Source organism: Mesorhizobium loti (assembly GCA_014189435.1).
In the GTDB taxonomy this organism is placed as follows: domain Bacteria; phylum Pseudomonadota; class Alphaproteobacteria; order Rhizobiales; family Rhizobiaceae; genus Mesorhizobium; species Mesorhizobium loti_G.
The window spans coordinates 4,779,123-4,795,638 of the sequence record CP050293.1 but is presented as its reverse complement, the minus strand read 5'-3'; the positions used below and the strand labels follow the sequence as shown (position 1 = coordinate 4,795,638).

General features: G+C 63.7%; 15 protein-coding genes and 1 pseudogene. 6 read left to right on the top strand and 10 right to left on the bottom strand.

The window, feature by feature from the left end; translation table 11 throughout:
• Nucleotides 1–39: 39 nt before the first annotated feature.
• From HB777_23085 to HB777_23075, 3 genes are read right to left on the bottom strand one after another with little or no spacing between them, the layout of a single operon-like run.
• Nucleotides 40–1,233 (bottom strand): amidohydrolase family protein, encoded by a 1,194-nt coding sequence (locus HB777_23085; protein QND66519.1) that lies wholly within the window; start codon nucleotides 1,231–1,233, stop codon nucleotides 40–42.
• Between the two features lie 41 nt (nucleotides 1,234–1,274).
• A complete protein-coding gene (locus tag HB777_23080; GenBank protein ID QND66518.1) occupies nucleotides 1,275–1,829 on the bottom strand; it encodes a winged helix-turn-helix transcriptional regulator in 555 nt (184 codons plus the stop codon).
• A 48-nt stretch (nucleotides 1,830–1,877) separates the two neighbouring features.
• Complete coding sequence (locus HB777_23075) at nucleotides 1,878–2,522, bottom strand: cysteine hydrolase (GenBank protein ID QND66517.1); 645 nt, start codon at nucleotides 2,520–2,522, stop codon at nucleotides 1,878–1,880.
• A 232-nt stretch (nucleotides 2,523–2,754) separates the two neighbouring features.
• On the opposite strand from HB777_23075, the pseudogene HB777_23070 reads away from it, so the two are divergent.
• Nucleotides 2,755–3,610 (top strand): annotated as a pseudogene (locus tag HB777_23070) (NAD(P)-dependent oxidoreductase).
• Nucleotides 3,607–4,413, top strand: a complete 807-nt coding sequence (locus tag HB777_23065) for an SDR family oxidoreductase (GenBank protein QND66516.1) — start codon at nucleotides 3,607–3,609, stop codon at nucleotides 4,411–4,413. The pseudogene HB777_23070 and the gene HB777_23065 overlap by 4 nt, the downstream one beginning before the upstream one ends.
• A 13-nt stretch (nucleotides 4,414–4,426) precedes the next feature.
• On the opposite strand, the gene HB777_23060 is transcribed toward HB777_23065, so the two are convergent.
• From HB777_23060 to HB777_23040, 5 genes are all read right to left on the bottom strand, one after another.
• The gene (locus HB777_23060) at nucleotides 4,427–5,497 is read right to left on the bottom strand and encodes a Gfo/Idh/MocA family oxidoreductase (GenBank protein QND66515.1); all 1,071 of its coding nucleotides are present in this window, start codon (nucleotides 5,495–5,497) and stop codon (nucleotides 4,427–4,429) included.
• A gap of 1 nt (nucleotide 5,498) precedes the next feature.
• Nucleotides 5,499–6,401 (bottom strand): carbohydrate ABC transporter permease, encoded by a 903-nt coding sequence (locus tag HB777_23055; protein QND66514.1) that lies wholly within the window; start codon nucleotides 6,399–6,401, stop codon nucleotides 5,499–5,501.
• Complete coding sequence (locus HB777_23050) at nucleotides 6,401–7,336, bottom strand: sugar ABC transporter permease (protein QND66513.1); 936 nt, start codon at nucleotides 7,334–7,336, stop codon at nucleotides 6,401–6,403. The genes HB777_23055 and HB777_23050 overlap by 1 nt, the downstream gene beginning before the upstream one ends.
• Entirely contained in the window at nucleotides 7,333–8,271 is a 939-nt protein-coding gene (locus tag HB777_23045; protein QND66512.1) for a TIM barrel protein, read from the bottom strand. Before HB777_23045 ends, HB777_23050 begins: the two co-directional genes overlap by 4 nt.
• A 111-nt stretch (nucleotides 8,272–8,382) precedes the next feature.
• Nucleotides 8,383–9,735 (bottom strand): extracellular solute-binding protein, encoded by a 1,353-nt coding sequence (locus tag HB777_23040; GenBank protein ID QND66511.1) that lies wholly within the window; start codon nucleotides 9,733–9,735, stop codon nucleotides 8,383–8,385.
• Nucleotides 9,736–10,051: 316 nt separating this feature from the next.
• Between HB777_23040 and HB777_23035 the strand changes: the two genes are divergently transcribed.
• From HB777_23035 to HB777_23025, 3 genes are all read left to right on the top strand, one after another.
• Nucleotides 10,052–10,879 carry an AraC family transcriptional regulator gene (locus HB777_23035; protein QND66510.1) on the top strand — a complete coding sequence of 276 codons (828 nt, stop codon included), beginning with the start codon at nucleotides 10,052–10,054 and terminating at the stop codon, nucleotides 10,877–10,879.
• Nucleotides 10,880–10,972: 93 nt separating this feature from the next.
• The gene (locus tag HB777_23030) at nucleotides 10,973–12,400 is read left to right on the top strand and encodes a tryptophanase (protein ID QND66509.1); all 1,428 of its coding nucleotides are present in this window, start codon (nucleotides 10,973–10,975) and stop codon (nucleotides 12,398–12,400) included.
• Nucleotides 12,397–12,897, top strand: a complete 501-nt coding sequence (locus tag HB777_23025) for a hypothetical protein (protein QND66508.1) — start codon at nucleotides 12,397–12,399, stop codon at nucleotides 12,895–12,897. Before HB777_23030 ends, HB777_23025 begins: the two co-directional genes overlap by 4 nt.
• Before the next feature lie 181 nt (nucleotides 12,898–13,078).
• Here the strand turns inward: HB777_23025 and HB777_23020 are convergent, their stop codons facing one another.
• Nucleotides 13,079–13,864 carry an SDR family oxidoreductase gene (locus tag HB777_23020; protein ID QND66507.1) on the bottom strand — a complete coding sequence of 262 codons (786 nt, stop codon included), beginning with the start codon at nucleotides 13,862–13,864 and terminating at the stop codon, nucleotides 13,079–13,081.
• A gap of 162 nt (nucleotides 13,865–14,026) precedes the next feature.
• On the opposite strand from HB777_23020, the gene uxuA reads away from it, so the two are divergent.
• Nucleotides 14,027–15,211, top strand: a complete 1,185-nt coding sequence (gene uxuA / locus HB777_23015; protein ID QND66506.1) for a mannonate dehydratase — start codon at nucleotides 14,027–14,029, stop codon at nucleotides 15,209–15,211.
• 34 nt (nucleotides 15,212–15,245) lie between these two features.
• On the opposite strand, the gene HB777_23010 is transcribed toward uxuA, so the two are convergent.
• On the bottom strand, nucleotides 15,246–16,211 hold the full coding sequence (locus HB777_23010) for a D-2-hydroxyacid dehydrogenase (GenBank protein ID QND66505.1): 966 nt from the start codon (nucleotides 16,209–16,211) through the stop codon (nucleotides 15,246–15,248).
• Nucleotides 16,212–16,516: the final 305 nt, after the last annotated feature.

Sequence of the window (16,516 nt, the reverse complement as noted above, 5' to 3'; positions counted from 1 at the left end):
GAATTGCGTAAAACAAAGTGCCCGTGAAAGTCGTTGCCACTACGCAGCTCTGACTTCGGGCACCCGCATCGCCGGCGGAGTGTTGCGGCTTCGGCCGGTCCGCACCACGCCGTCGATGACGACCATGCCGATGCCTGGAAGATTGCCGAGCGCCACGCTGTCGAGCAGCCCGTCGCCGGCGCCGCCGATCGCCTGATCCATGAAGATCAGGTCGGCGGCGCGACCGACCTCGATGATGCCGCGATCATCCAGTCCGCGCACACGCGCCGTGTTGCCGCTGGCAAGACAGAACGCCACTTCCGGCGCGATACCGCCCAGCGAAGCCAGCATGGTGAGGATCCGCAGGATGCCGAGCGGCTGCACGCCGGATCCGGCGGGGCTGTCCGTGCCGAGGATGACGCGCGCAAGTTCGCCGCGCTGCCTTGCCAGGTCGAGCACGAACAATCCGGTGCGCAAATTGCCGTTGTGGACGATTTCGAGCGCGCGCGAGCCGTTCTCGCAGATCTGCCGGATTTCGGCTTCGGGGAGGGCCGTCGGCCCGCCATTGACGTGGGCGACGATGTCGGCGTCGACCTCCAGCACGACATCCGCGCCGATGCGGCCGGAGCCGGGCAGGGACGGACCGCCCGTGTGGGTCATCGAGGTCATGCCGTATTTGCGTGCCCAGGCGATCATCTGCCGGCCGGTCGGGCCGTCCTTGACGCCGCCAAGTCCGACCTCGCCGACAAGCGTCACACCGGCTTCGGCGAGAGTGCGGAAATCCTCCTCGGTGAGGCCGGGTTCCAGGATCGGCGCGCCGGCCAGGATCTTCATGCCGTTCGGACGGAAGTTGGAGAAGGTGCGCTGGGCAGCGATCGCCAGCGCCTTCAGCCCAACCAGGTCGCGCGGGCGGCCCGGCGTGTGGACTTCGCCCGCCGAGATGATTGACGTGACGCCGCCATGCACGGTCGAATCCATCCAGCCGATCTGGTTCTGCCGCGGCGTCCAGTCGCCGGCCACCGGATGGGCGTGGTTGTCGATAAGCCCCGGCGCGACCGCGCAGCCCATCGCATCGATGATCGTCGCCGCACCGCCGCTGTCAATGTCGCCTGCCTTGCCAATGCCGGTGATACGGCCATCGGCCACGACGATGGTGTCGGCGTCGATGATCGGTTGAGCCAGATTGCCGCTCAGTAGGAGACCGATGTTGCGGACGATGAGCGTGTTGGCAGACGACTGGGGGTCGGACGACATCGGTTCTCACTTCTGCTGTTATGGAAAGGTCTGGACGCAGCCTATTTGCCGCCGTCGCCATTCGATGGATCGTCGTCGTTGATGCGCTGGAGCAGGCGAAGCAGGGTCGCCTGCTCGGCCGGTGAGAGCGGAGACAGGAACCGCCGTCCTACTTCGACGCTGCGTTCGAGCCGCTCGAGCGTGTAGTCGGTTCCCTTGCCGGTCAGCGCGATCATCGACAGACGTTGGTCGGTGTCGGAAGCGCTGCGGGTGATCAGCCCGTGTTTGAGCAGTTTGCGCATGACGATGCTGATGGTTGACGGGTCCATCGCCGTCAGCCGGCCGAGATGGTTTTGTGAAACTTCGCCATGCTTGAGGATCGTGGCGAGCGCCGCGAACTGGGTTGGCGAAAGGTCTTCGCCGGCCATCACCTGCTGGAAGCGCAGCGTTGCGCGCTGATGCGCCCGGCGGATGACGTGCGCCGGGTGGCGGTCCAGTTCGTAGCCGGTCTCGGCGTATTGCTGCAGCACCTGCTCGCGGCTCAACGGTGCCGCCTTGCCGCTTGACCCTTTCGGCGCCGCGCTTTTTTTAGGTTGCGGTTTCTTTTCAGTCGTCACACCGGACTCCTATCGCCACTGTCTCGGATATCGCCGGCCCGAAAGGGTTCAAGCCGCAACACTCGCCGGTTGAAGCGACGTTCCGTCGCGAAGGGCTGCGACGACGCTTGCCGAATCGCTGACCACGCCGAAATGCGTCGCTATGTCGTAGAGCGAACTTTCCTGCTCGCGCGGCCCTGTCGCCGCGCAGCAATCGCTGGGCACCACCACCTCATAACCCTCGAAAAAGGCGTCATGGATGGTCGAGCGCACACAGATGTTGGTGACCACGCCGAAGATGACCAACTGATCGGTCTGCATATCTTTCAGCGTCAGGTCGAGGTCGGTTTGAAAGAAGGCCGAATAGCGCCGCTTGATCACGTGGATCTCATCGTCGCGGGCGCCGAGGTCCTCGATGATTTCCGGCCCCCAGCTTCCTTCCAGGCAATGCGGCGTGCGCTTCAGCCATTCGCGCTCGCGTCGCATGCCGGGCCGATGGCTGTCATGAACCCAGATCACCGGGACGCCGGCTGCGCGCGCCGCCTCGATGACGGCCAGCTGCGGTGCGACCAGCGTCTCGTATCCAGGCAGGACCATGGCTCCGCCGGGCTTGCAGAATTCATTGACCATATCGATGACGACAACGGCCGCACGGCGTGGATCGAGGCGCACCGCGTCATCGTGCCGATGTGAGGAAAAACTGTCCACGGGCATGGCGAGCTCCTTTGACCGATCGTTGATGCTCATACAAAAAACCTTGGCGGATGCCAAGTCAATCCCGTTCGACGCAAAGCGTGCTCGTCGACCTTGCACACCGCGCTCCGACAAGGGTATGCGCTATTTGTCCAGCGCGAAATGGCCTTGACAATGCTCGTCAAGCATGTGCTCGATTTGTATGACCATCAATGATATTCAAGCCGCTGGATTGCGGATCCGAGGTCGAGATATGAAGACGATCGTCACCGGAGCCAGTGGCCTGCTTGGCCGCCATGTCGCCGAGGCCCTGGTTGCGGCCGGCCACGATGTGCTGGGTCTCGATGCCGTGGTGCCGGGCGGGGCGACCTGGCAGCATGCAACCGCGGATTTGACCGATTTGGGATCGACGCTGCAGCTGGTGCGCGATTGCGACGCCGTGGTGCATGTCGCGGCTATCCCGCGCCCGACCGGCCGGGCCGGCGGCGAGGTGTTCAAGACCAATGTCGCGACCGCCTACAATGTGGTCGAGGCAGCCGCCATGGCCGGCGCCAGGCGCTTCATCTATGCTTCGTCCTTCAGTGTTTTCGGCTATCCCTTTTTCGAGAAACCGGTGCGGCCGCCCTATCTGCCGGTAGACCTCAACCACCCGGTCGGCGCGCAGGATCCGTACGGCCTGTCGAAATGGCTGGGCGAGGAAATCGTCGACGCGGCGGTGCGCCGCGGCGCCTTTTTCGGCGGTCAGTATCCGCATGCCGTGGATCCAGACGCCGGGTTCCTTTTTCTCTGGCGTCGGTCCGCGCCGCGCCACCGCCGACAGTGCCCGCGACCTGTGGGCCTATCTCGACGCGCGCGATGCCGGCCAGGGCTTCCTGCGAGCGCTCGAATGGCAAGGCGAAGGCCACCTGCGCGTCCTCCTGAGTGCCGCCGACACATTCATGGAAGAGGAAACCGAAGCGCTCGTGCGCCGGGTCTACCCTGATGTCGCGCTGTCGCGGCCGATCGCCGGCTTCGGCTCCGTACTCGACACGGTCCATGCGCGCGAGACGATCGGCTTCGCGGCAAGCCATTCGTGGCGTTCCTACCCAAAGCCGGAGACCCAGGGATGAAACGGTTCGACCAGAAGAAGATCCTCGTCACCGGTGGCGCCGGCGCGATTGGAAGCGCTGCGGTGCGGCGCTTCCGCGACGAAGGCGCGCGGGTCGCCATTGTCGACCGCAATGGCGCGGCGGCGCAGCAACTGGCCCGCTCTCTCGGCGAGGACGTCCTGGCGATCGAGGCCGACGTCACCGATGAAGCGGATGTGCGGCGCGCCGTCGAAACGACCGTCGAGACGTTCGGCGGCCTCGACGTGGTGTTCAACAATGCCGGTATTTCTGGTGTCGTCGCTCCCGTTCACGACCTGCCGGTCGAGGACTGGGACACGATCATCCGCATCAATCTGCGTGGCATCTTCCTCGTTCTGCAGGCGTCGCTTCGGGCGATGATCAAGGCCGGCACCGGCGGCTCGATCGTCAACATGGGCTCGTCCATGGCCGGTTGGGACGTCCTTTCGGGCGGTGCCGGCTATGTCGCCTCCAAACATGGCGTGGTCGGCCTGACGCGGGTCGCGGCGCTCGATGCCGCGCCCTACGGCATACGTGTGAATGCCATCTGCCCTGGCGTGATCGAGACGACGCTTGGCGTGCCGGCTTCCGGCGACGGCGATTTCGAGAGCAGCGTCCAGCACTTTGCCGATCGGATACCGTTGCGCCGCATAGGCCAGCCGGACGATGTCGCCGCCGCCGTGGCCTTCCTCGCTTCCGACGAGGCGAGGCATGTCACCGGCGTGGATTGGCTGATCGATGGCGGCCAGACCTTGCAGAGCTGGGCCAACGCGCCGGCCAGCGGCGTGTTTCCGAAATTTCGCTAAAGTCTCAATCTCGTTAAAGTCTCTTGGGCGGCATTGCCTGGATGATCCGAATGGCAAGGTCGAGGTCGGCGAGCCCGCCGGAAAGCGGCGTGCGCGGTTTCGCGCCGGCCTGGATGCAATCGGCGAAATGCAGCCATTCGCGGCGGAACGACGTATCCGGAACGCCGGGTATCATGCGTTCGGACGCGGTCTCGCCTGCCGCTTCGCGTAGCCGGACGGTTGCCGCGGCGTTGCGGAAGTAGGGGTTCTGGAATTCGATCCGCACCTCGTCGCGCTCGCCATGAACGTGGATCCACTCGTCCCACCATTCATACTGGGCAAGTGCCATGTCGAAGAGGCAAGGGACGCCACCATAGTCGAGCACGGCCAGCAGCTGGTTAGGACCGGTCTGTTGAGCATGGACGACGCGGTCCGGCGTGCCGAAAGCGCCGCGCATGACGGCAAGATCGTGGCTGCTGAGGCCCAGCAGCAAGAGATAGAGGTCGCGATAACCGGCATGATCGGCACCGAGGGCCGCTTCGACGCGCCGGGCGACGGCATCGCGTCCCGCCGCCAGCATACCGGCCGGCACGTCGGTGATGCGGGTCTGGGTATAGAGCTGGCCATAGCGGTCGAAGCGGCCGGCGAAATCATGGACATGGATCGACTTCGGACGGCCGATCGCGGCGATCCGCTCCAACCCGACCTCATAGCCGGGATCATAGAATTTCATATAGCCGACAAGGGCGACAAGGCCGCTCCGCTCAGCCTGCTCGACCAGCGGGCGCGCCTCCTGCGGGGTGAAGGCAAGCGGCTTCTCGACGATCAGATGCTTGCCGGCGCGGATCGCATCGGCGACCATCTCGCCATGGTCGTAGGTGCAGATCACCACCGCATCGACATTCGGATCGGCGAGCAGCGCGCGGTGGTCCGTGTACCGTGCGGCGACACCATAGTGCTCCGCGACCTTGTCGACCGTGCCGGGCGAGATGTCGCACAAGGCGGCGATGCGAAACGCCGGCAATTCCATGAGATACGGCAAGTGCATCAGCTGGGCGATCTCGCCGCAGCCGATGACGCCAACGCCAATGACGCGATCCTGCATGTCAACCCTTCACGGCGCCGGCGGTCAGGCCGGCGATGAACTGCCGTTGCATGGCGACAAAGACGACGATCACCGGCAGTGTCGTGATCGTCAACGCGGCGAAGTAGAGGCTCCACAGCGAGTCGTACTGCTGGAAGAAGCTGACCAGCCCGAGTGGGATGGTCTGCACCGACGGGTCGCGCAGCAGCAGGAAAGCCAGGAAGAAATCGTTCCAGATCTCGATGAAGCCGAAGATGAGGATCAGCGCCACGCCCGGCCGGACCAATGGCAACATGATGTGGATCAGGATCTCCAGCCGGCTGGCGCCATCGACGCGCGCGGCGTCTTCGAGGTCGGCCGGCAGCGTGACGAAGAAGCTGCGCAGGATGAAGACCGAAAGCGGCAGCGATGTCGCGGCATAGATGAAGGCAATGCCGAGCCGGTTGTTGATCAGGCCGAGATCGCGCGCCACCAGGAACAGCGGAATGGCCATCACCTGCGGCGGCACCAGCATGGCCGCCACCGCGACGGCGACCACAAGACCGCGTCCGGGGAAACGAAGACGCGCCACCGCATAGGCGCACGGCGTCGCGACGGCGACCAGGATGATCAATGCCGAGCCGGTGACGAAGACGCTGTTGACGATGCGCGATCCCATGCCGGCGATCCGCCAGGCATCGGCATAGTTCTGCAACACCAGGCTCGACGGCGGACCCCAGACATTGCTCAGCATTTCCTGCTTGGTCTTGAGCGAACCGAACAGCACCCAAAGCAACGGGTAAAGCGTCTCGAAGAGCACGAGGACGAGCGCGGCATAGATGCCGGCAAGTTCGAGGATGCCGCGCATGCCGAGGCGCTGCATGAGCCCGCGACGGCCGGCCGCGCCATCGTCCAGCGAAATTGGAGGGTTGGCGGCGGCTCTCATCAGACGTCGAGCCTTTGCCGCCGCATCAGGGCCAGCAGGCCGACGCTGGCCAGCCCGACGATCATGAAGAGCACATAACCGATCGCCGCGGCGTAGCTCATGGCGCCGTCCTGGAAGGCCTTGCTCATCATGTAGGTGAGCACCACTTCGGTGGCGTGGTTCGGACCGCCCTTGGTCAAGACATAGACGATGTCGAAGTTGCGCACGAAGGCGCCGGAAAGGCCCAGGATGGTGTTGATGAAGATGATCGGCATCATCATCGGGACGGTGACATGCCGGAAGCGCTGCAAGGGGCCGGCGCCGTCCATCTTCGCCGATTCATAGAGTTCAGACGGGATCGTCTGCAGCCCTGCCAGATAGATGACGGCGTGGAAGCCGAGCCATTTCCAGACGTCGACGACGATGATCGAGTAGAGCGCGATGTCGGCGTCGCCGAGCCATGATCGTTTCAACCCGGTGAGACCAATGAGATCGAGCCCGCTGTTGAGCAGTCCGAAGACCGGATTGTAGATCCAGGACCAGAGCAGGCCGACGGCGACGAAGGACATCGTCACCGGGATGAAGGCGGCGGCGCGAAAGAAGGCGCGGCCGAGCAGCGCCCGGTTCAAAAGCAGCGCCAGTCCGAGGCCCAGCACGTTCTTCAGGATCACGACGGCAACGACGAAAATCAAATTGTTGCGCAGCGCGCCGAGGAAGATGCGATCATGCGCCAGGCGCATGTAGTTGGAAATGCCTGCCCAGGTCGGATCGGAAAATCCGTCCCAATTGTGCAGACTGAGCCAGAAGCCGTTGACGAACGGCCAGAGGTAGAAAAGACCAAAGAGGATCGCGGCGGGCAGGATCATCAAGAAGGCGACAACCCCGTCCCCGGTGTCGAAACGCCAGGTGCCGGATCGGCTCGAAACAGGAGCCGCCTCTTGCGGTCGCGTGCTCATGCGGCCTTCGTGCCTTGCGGGGTCAGCACCAGCCCGAGCGTGTCCCTGACATAGGCGATGCTCTCGAGCGTGCTTTGCTCTGCCGTCTTCTTGGACGCATCCAGCTCGATGATTGCGAGGCCATCGTAGTTTGCCTCCAGCAGGACGTCGACGATGCCGGCAAGATCGACGACGCCGGCGCCGAGCTCGCAAAAAGCGCCATATCGGTCATAGCCCTTCAGCGCCGGATCGACCCTAGTGTCCTTGAAATGCATGTAGCGCACGGCCGAAATGTAGGTCTTGACCGCGTCGACCGGATCGGAATTGGTGTGGGCAAGATGCGCCGGATCGATGCACAGGCCGGCCAGGCTGGTATCCAGCTCATCCATCATGCGGTCGAGCTGGTCGCGACGCTCGATGAAGGTGTCGAGATGCGGGTGATAGACCGTCTCGATGCCGAGGTCCTTTGTCCGCCTGCCGATATCCTCGAGCGCCCGGCAAAACGCACGGTAGTCGTCGGCCGTGTGGGGACCGGCGGCGGCTTCCGATGGACCGCCGCCGAGAACCAGCACCGGTGAGCCGAACCCCTTCAGCATCCTGGTCAGCGCGACGAGCACGTCGCGTTCATAAGGCCAGGCGACAGGGTTGGTGAAGATCGCATTGACGTAGAAGGAGGAGAGCTTGATGCCATACTCGCTCTGGCCTTCCGACAGCAGCGCGTAGCGCCGCAAGATGTCGGTGTCGGTGGTCACCCCCATCGGCGCCTGATTGCCGAGCTGCATGTATTTGCGGGCGTACTGGTCCGACAGGCTGGTGAAGGCGAGGATCTCAAACCAGCCAAAGCCCTGGTCGGCGAGAAACTTGATGGCTGGCCTGAGCGGAAGGCCGGTCAGGTCCCAGCTGTTCAGATGATAGCCGATCGAGAAGCGCTGCCGTTCGGCGCGATGTGTCGTCATGTGTTCTCTCCGATTGATGAGGCTGCCCGAAGCAGGCAGCCTCTGTCTTCTTGCCTGGCGCATCAGCCAGGCTGGATGCGGATGCGCTCGCGGGCGCTCACTTGCAGGGCCTCATTTGGGCGGCCAGCTGCCCTGGGCCTTGAGGTCGTCGAATGTGGTCTGGATCGACGCGGCGGCGTCTTCGGGCGTGGTCGTGCCACCGACGATGCCGGCGATTGCCGAAGCCGTGGCGCTCGCGACTTCCGATGGCCAGATCCAGTCGAGGAACTTGATCGTGTTCGGGAAGGCTTCCTTGCGCAGTTCGACGGCATAGGCATCGTCGACCTGCGGCACGCCCTTGATCGAGGCGGCGATCGGCTGTTCCGGCGCGAGATAGAGCGTCGCGACCTCGGGTCTTGTCAGATATTCGATGAACTTGACCGCGGCATCGAGCTTTTCGGGCGGGATCGAGGAGGCGACGCACATGCCGTTGTCGGCACCGCCGCCATGGCCAGGCGCGCCCGGCGTTCCGTCCATTTTCGGAAAGGCAAAGACGCCCCATTTGAAGTCCTTGACGCTGGTCTGCAGCGACGGGATTTCCCAGGTGCCGCCATAATACATGGCGCTCTTGCCGGCGGCGAAGGCCGCACGCATGCCGTCCTGGTCGACGGAAAGCGAATCCTTGGAAAGGATGCCGTCATCGACCCATTGCTTGATCAGCTTGAACGCTTCGACATCTGGCGCATCGGTGAATTTCGCCGTGCCTTCAAGGTTCTTCTGCGTCTTGCCGACCGGGTCGCCCGAGGCCTGCGAAAAGGTCTCGAAATACCACATCGGCCACATCACGGTATTCGACCCCTGATGCAGGAGAGGGATCACGCTTGCGGCCTTGAACTTCGGCACGGCCGCCTTCAGGTCGTCATAGGTCGGCGGAACAGGGACGCCGAGCTTCTGAAAGAGATCGACATTGTAGAAGATCGTCGATGTCGAAAGCGTCGAGATCGGCACGCCGTAGACCTGCCCGCTGACCGTGAAGGCGCCTAGTGCGGCGGCGTCGATCCTGTCCTGGAACGGCTTGATCTTGTCGGTGATCGGCATGACCAGTTTGCGCCTGACATAGGCGCCATTGGTGTAGAAGGCCGGGCAGGCGATCAGATCCATTTCCTGGTTTGCCAGCTTGGCGGTCATCACGCGCTGAATGGAATCGGTCTGCGGCCCCTGGGCATCCCACTCGACCGCGGCGACGTCGGGGTTGGCTTTGAGGAAGCCGTCGATGACCTGCTGCTGGATTTTCTTCTGCTCGTCCGGCGGTTGACGCGGCGCGAGTTCGTCGAGCGCCGAGCCGCCGAAAATCTTGAGCGTGATCCCGTCGGCGTGGCCGATGCCGGGCAGTGTGATCAGGCCAAGGCTTAAAAGTGCGGTGGCAAGGATGGGGGCGGCGGGACGTTGTTTCGGACGATGGGTCACTCTCTGCTGAAGGGGCATCTGGCTCTCCTTTACGCCAATGCCGAGGGGCAACCTCGGGACCAAGATCGTTGATGGTCATATGATCTTGGTCGCCTGTTGATGTTTTTGTCAATCGGCAAGAATGCCTATTATTTCATCGATCGCGTTGGCCCCTTGCGGGTTGAAAATGGCTCGGTGCTTGCTGAAACCTGTCGTCCAGCATTGGGCGCTGGGCGCCCGGCAAGATGTGCTCGGTGCGCATCGGTTTGACCTGACGTTCAAATACTTTTCTTCAATCCGGCTGTTCCCACGTGTGCTAGTTTGACCGGAGTAATTTGGTTCATGGAGCGAAGCAGTGAACGCTCGAAACGCAAAAGAGCACACAAGGTATTTCACGGCGCCGACCACTGGCGTCGAGTGCCTGACGGCGTCGTTCAGCCAGCACCACTACGCCCCGCATGCGCACGACACCTATGTGATCGGGGCGCTGCTGAGCGGCAAGGCCGGTGTCTTCATCCGCGGCGCCCAACGTTTCGCCGGGGCCGGCGATCTAACCCTCTACAATCCGCATGATGTTCATGACGGCGTCCCGATGATGGACGGCTACAGTTACCGGGTGAGTTACCCCGAGGCCGACCTCATCGTCGAAATCGCGTCGGAAATGGCGGACAGCGGAGTTCTCGGGACGCCCTCGTTTCCGGAACCGGTGGTCAAGGACCTGCGAGGCTGCGCCCTCTTTTTCGAGGCCCATCGCGCCTGGGAAGACAATCAATGTCCGCTGGAAGCCGAAGAGCTGATGCTGCGCAGCTACCGCCACTGCCTGTCCAGGCACGCACGGATCGCGCTGAAGCCGACCGGCGCCGAAAAGGGGCCAGTCGCGCGGGCGGCGGCGGTCATGAGCGAACGGTTCGATGAAAAACTGACCCTTGCCGAATTGGTCCGGGAAGCCAGGCTGCCGCGGCAGCGACTGATTGAAGCCTTCCACCGGGACACCGGCTTCACGCCGCATGCCTATCTGATCAACCGGCGTGTGGACGCCGCAAAGGCGATGTTGCGGCGCGGCCACGATCCGGTTGATGTCGCGGCTGCATCCGGCTTTGCCGATCAGGCCCATCTCATCCGCACGTTCAAGGCGCGCATTGGCGTTACCCCGGGCGCCTACCAGGCTGCTTTCGCCATGTAGCGGCTTTGACGGGGTTCGTCCCCTCGTTTCCACAGCATTCCATAACCCAACCAGCCGGCGCCGAAACGCGCCGCAACGAAGGAGCATGCCGCAATGAAACGTTTGCCCGAACCGTTCAGGATCAAGATGGTCGAGCCCATTCGCATGACCGAACGGCCGCATCGCGAAGCCGCTCTGCAGGCAGCCGGGTTGAACCCCTTCCTGCTGCGCAGCGAGGATGTCTACATCGATCTCCTGACCGACAGCGGCACCGGCGCGATGAGCGATCGCCAATGGGCTGGCCTGATGCTCGGCGACGAAGCCTATGCGGGCAGCCGCAACTACTATCGGCTGGCTGAAACCATCGACCGGCTCTTCGGATATCCCTATACGATCCCGACCCATCAAGGGCGCGGTGCGGAGCAAATCCTGTTCCCGGAAATGGTCAAGCGGCGTGGCTCGGCCACGCCGGTCTTCCTGTCGAACTACCATTTCGACACGACAAAGGCGCATGTCGAACTCGCCGGCGCAAAAGCGATCAACGTCCTGACCAAATCCGCCCTCGACACAGCCAGGCACGGCGATTGGAAGGGCAACTTCGACCTCGCGGAACTGCTGCACGCGATAGAAATTCATGGCCGCCAAAACGTTGCCGGCATCATCGCGACCATCACCTGCAACAGCGCTGGCGGTCAGCCCATGTCGATGGCCAACCTGCGAACCGTTTCCGGATATGCAAGGGAAATGGGCATCCCGATGATCATCGACGCGACACGTTTTGCCGAAAATGCCTGGTTCATCAAACAGCGGGAAGTCGGCTACGCCGAGCGCTCGATTCGCGACATCGTGCGCGAGATGATGTGCTATGGCGACATGCTGACCCTGTCCGCGAAGAAGGATGGGCTGGTGAACATTGGCGGTTTTTGTGCTTTCCGCCAGGACGAGGATCTGTTTCGCGCCGTCCAGACCAGATGCGTCCCCATGGAGGGCTTCATCACCTATGGCGGGTTGGCCGGGCGTGACATGGAAGCGGTCGCGATCGGGCTCGAGGAGGCGGTCGAAACCGACTACCTCGCCTATCGCATCGGGCAAGTGGCCTATCTCGGCGAAAGGCTCCGAAACGCCGGCGTTCCGATCCAGTATCCGACAGGTGGACATGCCGTGTTCGTGGATGCCGCCGCTGTCCTGCCGCATGTTCGGCCCGAGCAGTTTCCAGCCCACGCGCTCGCTTGTGAGCTCTACCTTGAGGCCGGTGTGCGCGCGGTGGAGATCGGCTCGCTCATGCTGGGGCGCGACCCGAAAACCGGCGAGCAGGAAGTGTCGCCTCTTGAGTTGCTGCGCCTGACGATCCCGCGCCGCGTCTACACCAACGATCACATGGACTATATCGCCGATGCGCTGATCGCCGTTGCTGCGCGCGCCGAGAGCATTAGCGGACTCGACTTCGAGTATGAACCACCGGTCCTGCGGCATTTCACGGCGCGGTTCCGGTGGGCGGGAAAGGCCTCGGCAACATTCAGCAAGGAACTGGTCGACGCATGAGCCCGCTGGTCAAGCGATACCTCGAAGAGCGGGGTGCGGCATTCTCCGTGGTGACGCACAGGCCGTTGATCTCGTTTGAGGATGCAAAGGAAATCCTGCCGCACGATCCTGGGAACATGGTCAAGAGCCTGGTGTTCCGTTGCGCGGACGACAGCCTTGCGATCGTCGCGCTGCGGGCAGCGGAGCGTGCCGACTACAAGAAGATCGCGGGCGCACTTGGAGAGCGAAGGGCGGACCTTCGCATGGCCGAGGAAGAGTACGTCCGCGACAGGCTCGACATGGAGATCGGCGGCGTCGTTCCGCTGCCGATCAACGGCGCCCGCGTGTTCGTCGACCGCGGCGTCCTTGAATTGGAAGAGGTCGTCTGCGGCACGGGGCGCAACACCGCGACCCTTGTGATTGCCCTTTCCGAGCTGGTGCGGGTCGCTCAGGCCGATGTGGCTGATCTGTCGAAGCCGGCGGGTACCGCAGAGCAGCCCGGCCCTGCCGCGGGTTGAGAGAGGCGATGCGGTGGCCGGGCGTCAAGCTTTCCAGTGCGCGGGTGACGACCAGAATTGCCGGTATCGCCCTGATTGGACTTGGCTTGTTCGGCGTGGCCCGTGCGCTGCTTAACTTGCTCGGGTATTGATCTGTCCAGGGCAACGATGTGGGTGAAGGCCAAGCCCCAATCCTCATGACCTACTTCACGCCGATGCCGGCGGTCAGGCCGCCATCGATCCTGTAGTCCGCGCCGGTGCAGAAGCCGGCCTTCGACGAGCACAGGAAAGCGATGAGCTCGGCCACCTCCTCCGGCTCGCCGATGCGGCCGAGGGGATGCGCTTCGCCAAAGCGCTTGTAGGCAGCCTCGACATCGGCATCCGTGCCGTTCTCGCCGCGCGCGGCCTTCTCGAGAATCGGGGTGCGGATCGAGCCCGGGCTGACGGAATTGACGCGGATGCCGGAGCGCGCGTGGTCGAGGGCCAGGGCGCGCGTCAGCGTGTGGATGGCGCCCTTGGTGGTGGCATAGGCGGCGACGTTTTGCTGGCAGGCAAAGCCCTGCACCGAGGCGACGTTGACGATGGCGCCGCCGCCCCGACGGACCAGTTCCGGGATACCGAAATGCGCGGTCAGATAGATCGACCCGACATTGACCGACATCGCTTTGTTCCAGGTCTCGAAATCGGTGCTGACGGCGGTTCCGTACGGATGCACCGCCGCCGAATTGACGATCACATCGAGGCCGCCGAACCGCTCGACGCCGGCAGCGACCGCGTCGCGAACCTGCTCCGGTACGGAGACGTCGGCGCTTATGACCAGCGCCCCGGCTGCGGAGTTCTCCAGTTCCGCTTGCAGCGCCGCGTTGGCCGTGCGGTCGATGCCGCAGGCGATGATCGCAGCACCACCTGCAGCGAGGCGTCTCGCGGTTGCGAGTCCAATCCCGGTCGTCCCCGTCACCAAAGCCACCTTGCCGTCGAAATCCTTCATCGCGGGAACTCCTTCATTCGCTACCCCGGGTTTGGGCAACGACATGCATAAAACAAAGACCCAAGGCGCGTCGCCTGAATCCGTTCCAACGCGGTGCGCTTTCGTTTGACACTCATTGTGGTCCAACAATAGGTTGCCGTCCTCTCGCAGAAGGAAGCGGCAATGGAACAGTGCTGGCGCTGGTATGGACCGAACGACCCGGTAACGCTCGATCATGTCAGGCAGGCAGGCGCGACAGGCGTGGTGACGGCCTTGCACGATATCTATGACGGACGCGCCTGGCCGCTCGAGAGCATTCTGGAGCGCAAGCGGATCCTCGAAGCCGCCGGCCTGACATGGTCCGTTGTCGAGAGCATCCCGGTCCACAACTCGATCAAGATCGGCGCGCCGGAACGCGAGCGCTACGCCGGCTACTATCGCGACTCAATCCGCGCGCTGGCCAAGGCCGGCATCGCGACGGTCTGCTACAATTTCATGCCCGTGGTCGACTGGACCCGCACGGATCTCGCCTATCGGCTGCCGACGACGGGTTATGCGCTGCGTTTCGATGCGATCGATTTCGCGGCCTACGACCTGTTCGTGCTGAAGCGCGACAATGCCGAGGCTAGCTACAGTGCCGCCCGCATCACCGAGGCGGAAGCGCGGCTGAGGGAGCTGAGCAGCGAGGCGATCGACAGGATCGAGCGCAACCTGATCGCCGGCCTGCCGGCGACCGAGCGCAGCTATGACAGGGACAGTTTTCGCGAGGCCCTGGCCGACTACGATGCGATCGGGCCGAAGGAGTTGCGCGACAACCTTGCCTGGTTCCTGCGCGAGATCATTCCGGTGGCCGAAGAGGAAGGGGTGCGCATGTGCATCCATCCCGACGACCCGCCCTTCTCGCTCTATGGCCTGCCACGCATCGTTTCGACCGCCGAGGATGCGCGTTTCATCCTCAACGCCGTCGACAGCCCCGCCAATGGCCTGACGTTCTGCACCGGCTCCTACGGGACACGCGCCGACAACGACATCGTCGCCATGGTCAAGGAATTCGCCGACCGCATCCATTTCGCTCATCTGCGCAACATCACCATCGAGGATGACGGCTCGTTCTATGAGGCCGAGCATCTCGAGGGCGGCACCGACATGGCGCAAGTGATCCTGGCTCTGATGCAAGAAGAGACGCGCCGCCGCAGGGAAGGCCGTGCCGACTGGCGCATTCCGATGCGACCAGACCATGGCCATCTGCTCGCCGACGACATCGGCAAGACCAGGATCAATCCCGGCTATTCGCTGATCGGCCGGCTGAAAGGCCTCGCCGAGTTGCGCGGCATCATGCGCGCCGTCGAGCAGTTCGGGCTGGCTTGAAGTCGCCGCCCACCGGAGTTTGCTCCCGCCGTGCTTATACGATCTCGTTCAGCAGTGCTGTTCCGGCCGCAGCACGGGCGATGTTGTCGAGCAGCATGTCGATGACGCGCGTCTCGTAGCGGCTGGTTTCGCCCGCGCTGTGCGGGGTCACCAGAACATTGGGCAGGCGCCATATCGACGAGCTTGCCGGCAGCGGCTCCTCATAGACGCAGTCAAGCCCGGCGCCGGCAATGGCGTCGCTGCGCAGCGCCTCGATCAGGGCCGGCTCATCGACGACACGTCCGCGCGCCACGTTGATGAGAAACGCGCTGGGCCGCATCGCGGCCAGGGCGACAGAGCCGATCAGGCCTTCGGTCTCGGGCGTGAGGGGGCAGGTGAGGGCAACAAAGTCGGCTTGCGGCAGCACATCGAGCAATTGCGCCTGCGACACCACTTGCGCCACGCCTGCCACCGCGACCGGATCCCGCTTCACGCCGATCACCTGCATGCCGAAGGCATTCGCGAGGCGGGCAAGCCGCGCGCCGATGCGCCCCAGGCCAACGATCAGCAGCGTCTTGCCGTTGAGTTCGTCCTCACGCTGCGAGCGGTCGCCGAGCATCTGGCGCCAATGCCGTCTGGCCTGGAAGTCGCGCGCCAGATGCAGGTGCCGCGTCAGGCCGAGCATCAACGCCATGGCATGCTCGGCGACGGCGATCTCATTGGCGCCCTGGGCGCTGGCGAGCTTGATGCCGCGTTCGCGCAGCACTGCCCGCGAGAACTGATCGGTGCCGGCGCTGATGGACTGGATCAGCCGCAGCTTTGGCGCGCGCTCCGCCAGTTCGTTGCGCCACAGGCCGGAGACGACGAGGACATCGGCCTCGGCGACGCGCTGCTCCAGTTCGGCGAAGCTGCGAACCTCGAAGCTGGGCATGGCTTGCCCGCGTGTCAGGAACTCGTCACGCAGCCGATAGGCGGCATGAGCGAAGCCGATGGTGAGTTGGGAGGATGCCGGCTCAGCCATGCTGAAGCTGCGCCAATAGGGCGACCCCGACACCAGGCAGCACCTGGTCCGGTGCCGAGACTGCGACAAGCGCGGCGCGTGCCGCATTCCTTGGATGCACCGCGTCAGCCTCTCTGTTTGCCGATTGTTTCAATGCGATCCTACCTAGGCCAAACCCGAACAGACTGACAAGCCGTCCGCACCGACGGACCCCATGGTCTATTGCTATCTTATCGGCGCACACGGTTTTTCAATTGGTTGGCGGTGCTACGTCCTGCCCAGTCAAATGAGAGCATGACGGCCGGCCTTGGCGATACGTCTCGATG

Coding starts and splice junctions, on each gene's coding strand:
- HB777_23085 (QND66519.1), bottom strand. CDS start 1,233: ATGTCGTCCGACCCCCAGTCGTCTGCCAACACGCTCATCGTCCGCAAC.
- HB777_23075 (QND66517.1), bottom strand. CDS start 2,522: ATGCCCGTGGACAGTTTTTCCTCACATCGGCACGATGACGCGGTGCGC.
- HB777_23065 (QND66516.1), top strand. CDS start 3,607: ATGAAACGGTTCGACCAGAAGAAGATCCTCGTCACCGGTGGCGCCGGC.
- HB777_23060 (QND66515.1), bottom strand. CDS start 5,497: ATGCAGGATCGCGTCATTGGCGTTGGCGTCATCGGCTGCGGCGAGATC.
- HB777_23055 (QND66514.1), bottom strand. CDS start 6,401: ATGAGAGCCGCCGCCAACCCTCCAATTTCGCTGGACGATGGCGCGGCC.
- HB777_23050 (QND66513.1), bottom strand. CDS start 7,336: ATGAGCACGCGACCGCAAGAGGCGGCTCCTGTTTCGAGCCGATCCGGC.
- HB777_23045 (QND66512.1), bottom strand. CDS start 8,271: ATGACGACACATCGCGCCGAACGGCAGCGCTTCTCGATCGGCTATCAT.
- HB777_23040 (QND66511.1), bottom strand. CDS start 9,735: ATGCCCCTTCAGCAGAGAGTGACCCATCGTCCGAAACAACGTCCCGCC.
- HB777_23030 (QND66509.1), top strand. CDS start 10,973: ATGAAACGTTTGCCCGAACCGTTCAGGATCAAGATGGTCGAGCCCATT.
- HB777_23025 (QND66508.1), top strand. CDS start 12,397: ATGAGCCCGCTGGTCAAGCGATACCTCGAAGAGCGGGGTGCGGCATTC.
- HB777_23020 (QND66507.1), bottom strand. CDS start 13,864: ATGAAGGATTTCGACGGCAAGGTGGCTTTGGTGACGGGGACGACCGGG.
- uxuA (QND66506.1), top strand. CDS start 14,027: ATGGAACAGTGCTGGCGCTGGTATGGACCGAACGACCCGGTAACGCTC.
- HB777_23010 (QND66505.1), bottom strand. CDS start 16,211: ATGGCTGAGCCGGCATCCTCCCAACTCACCATCGGCTTCGCTCATGCC.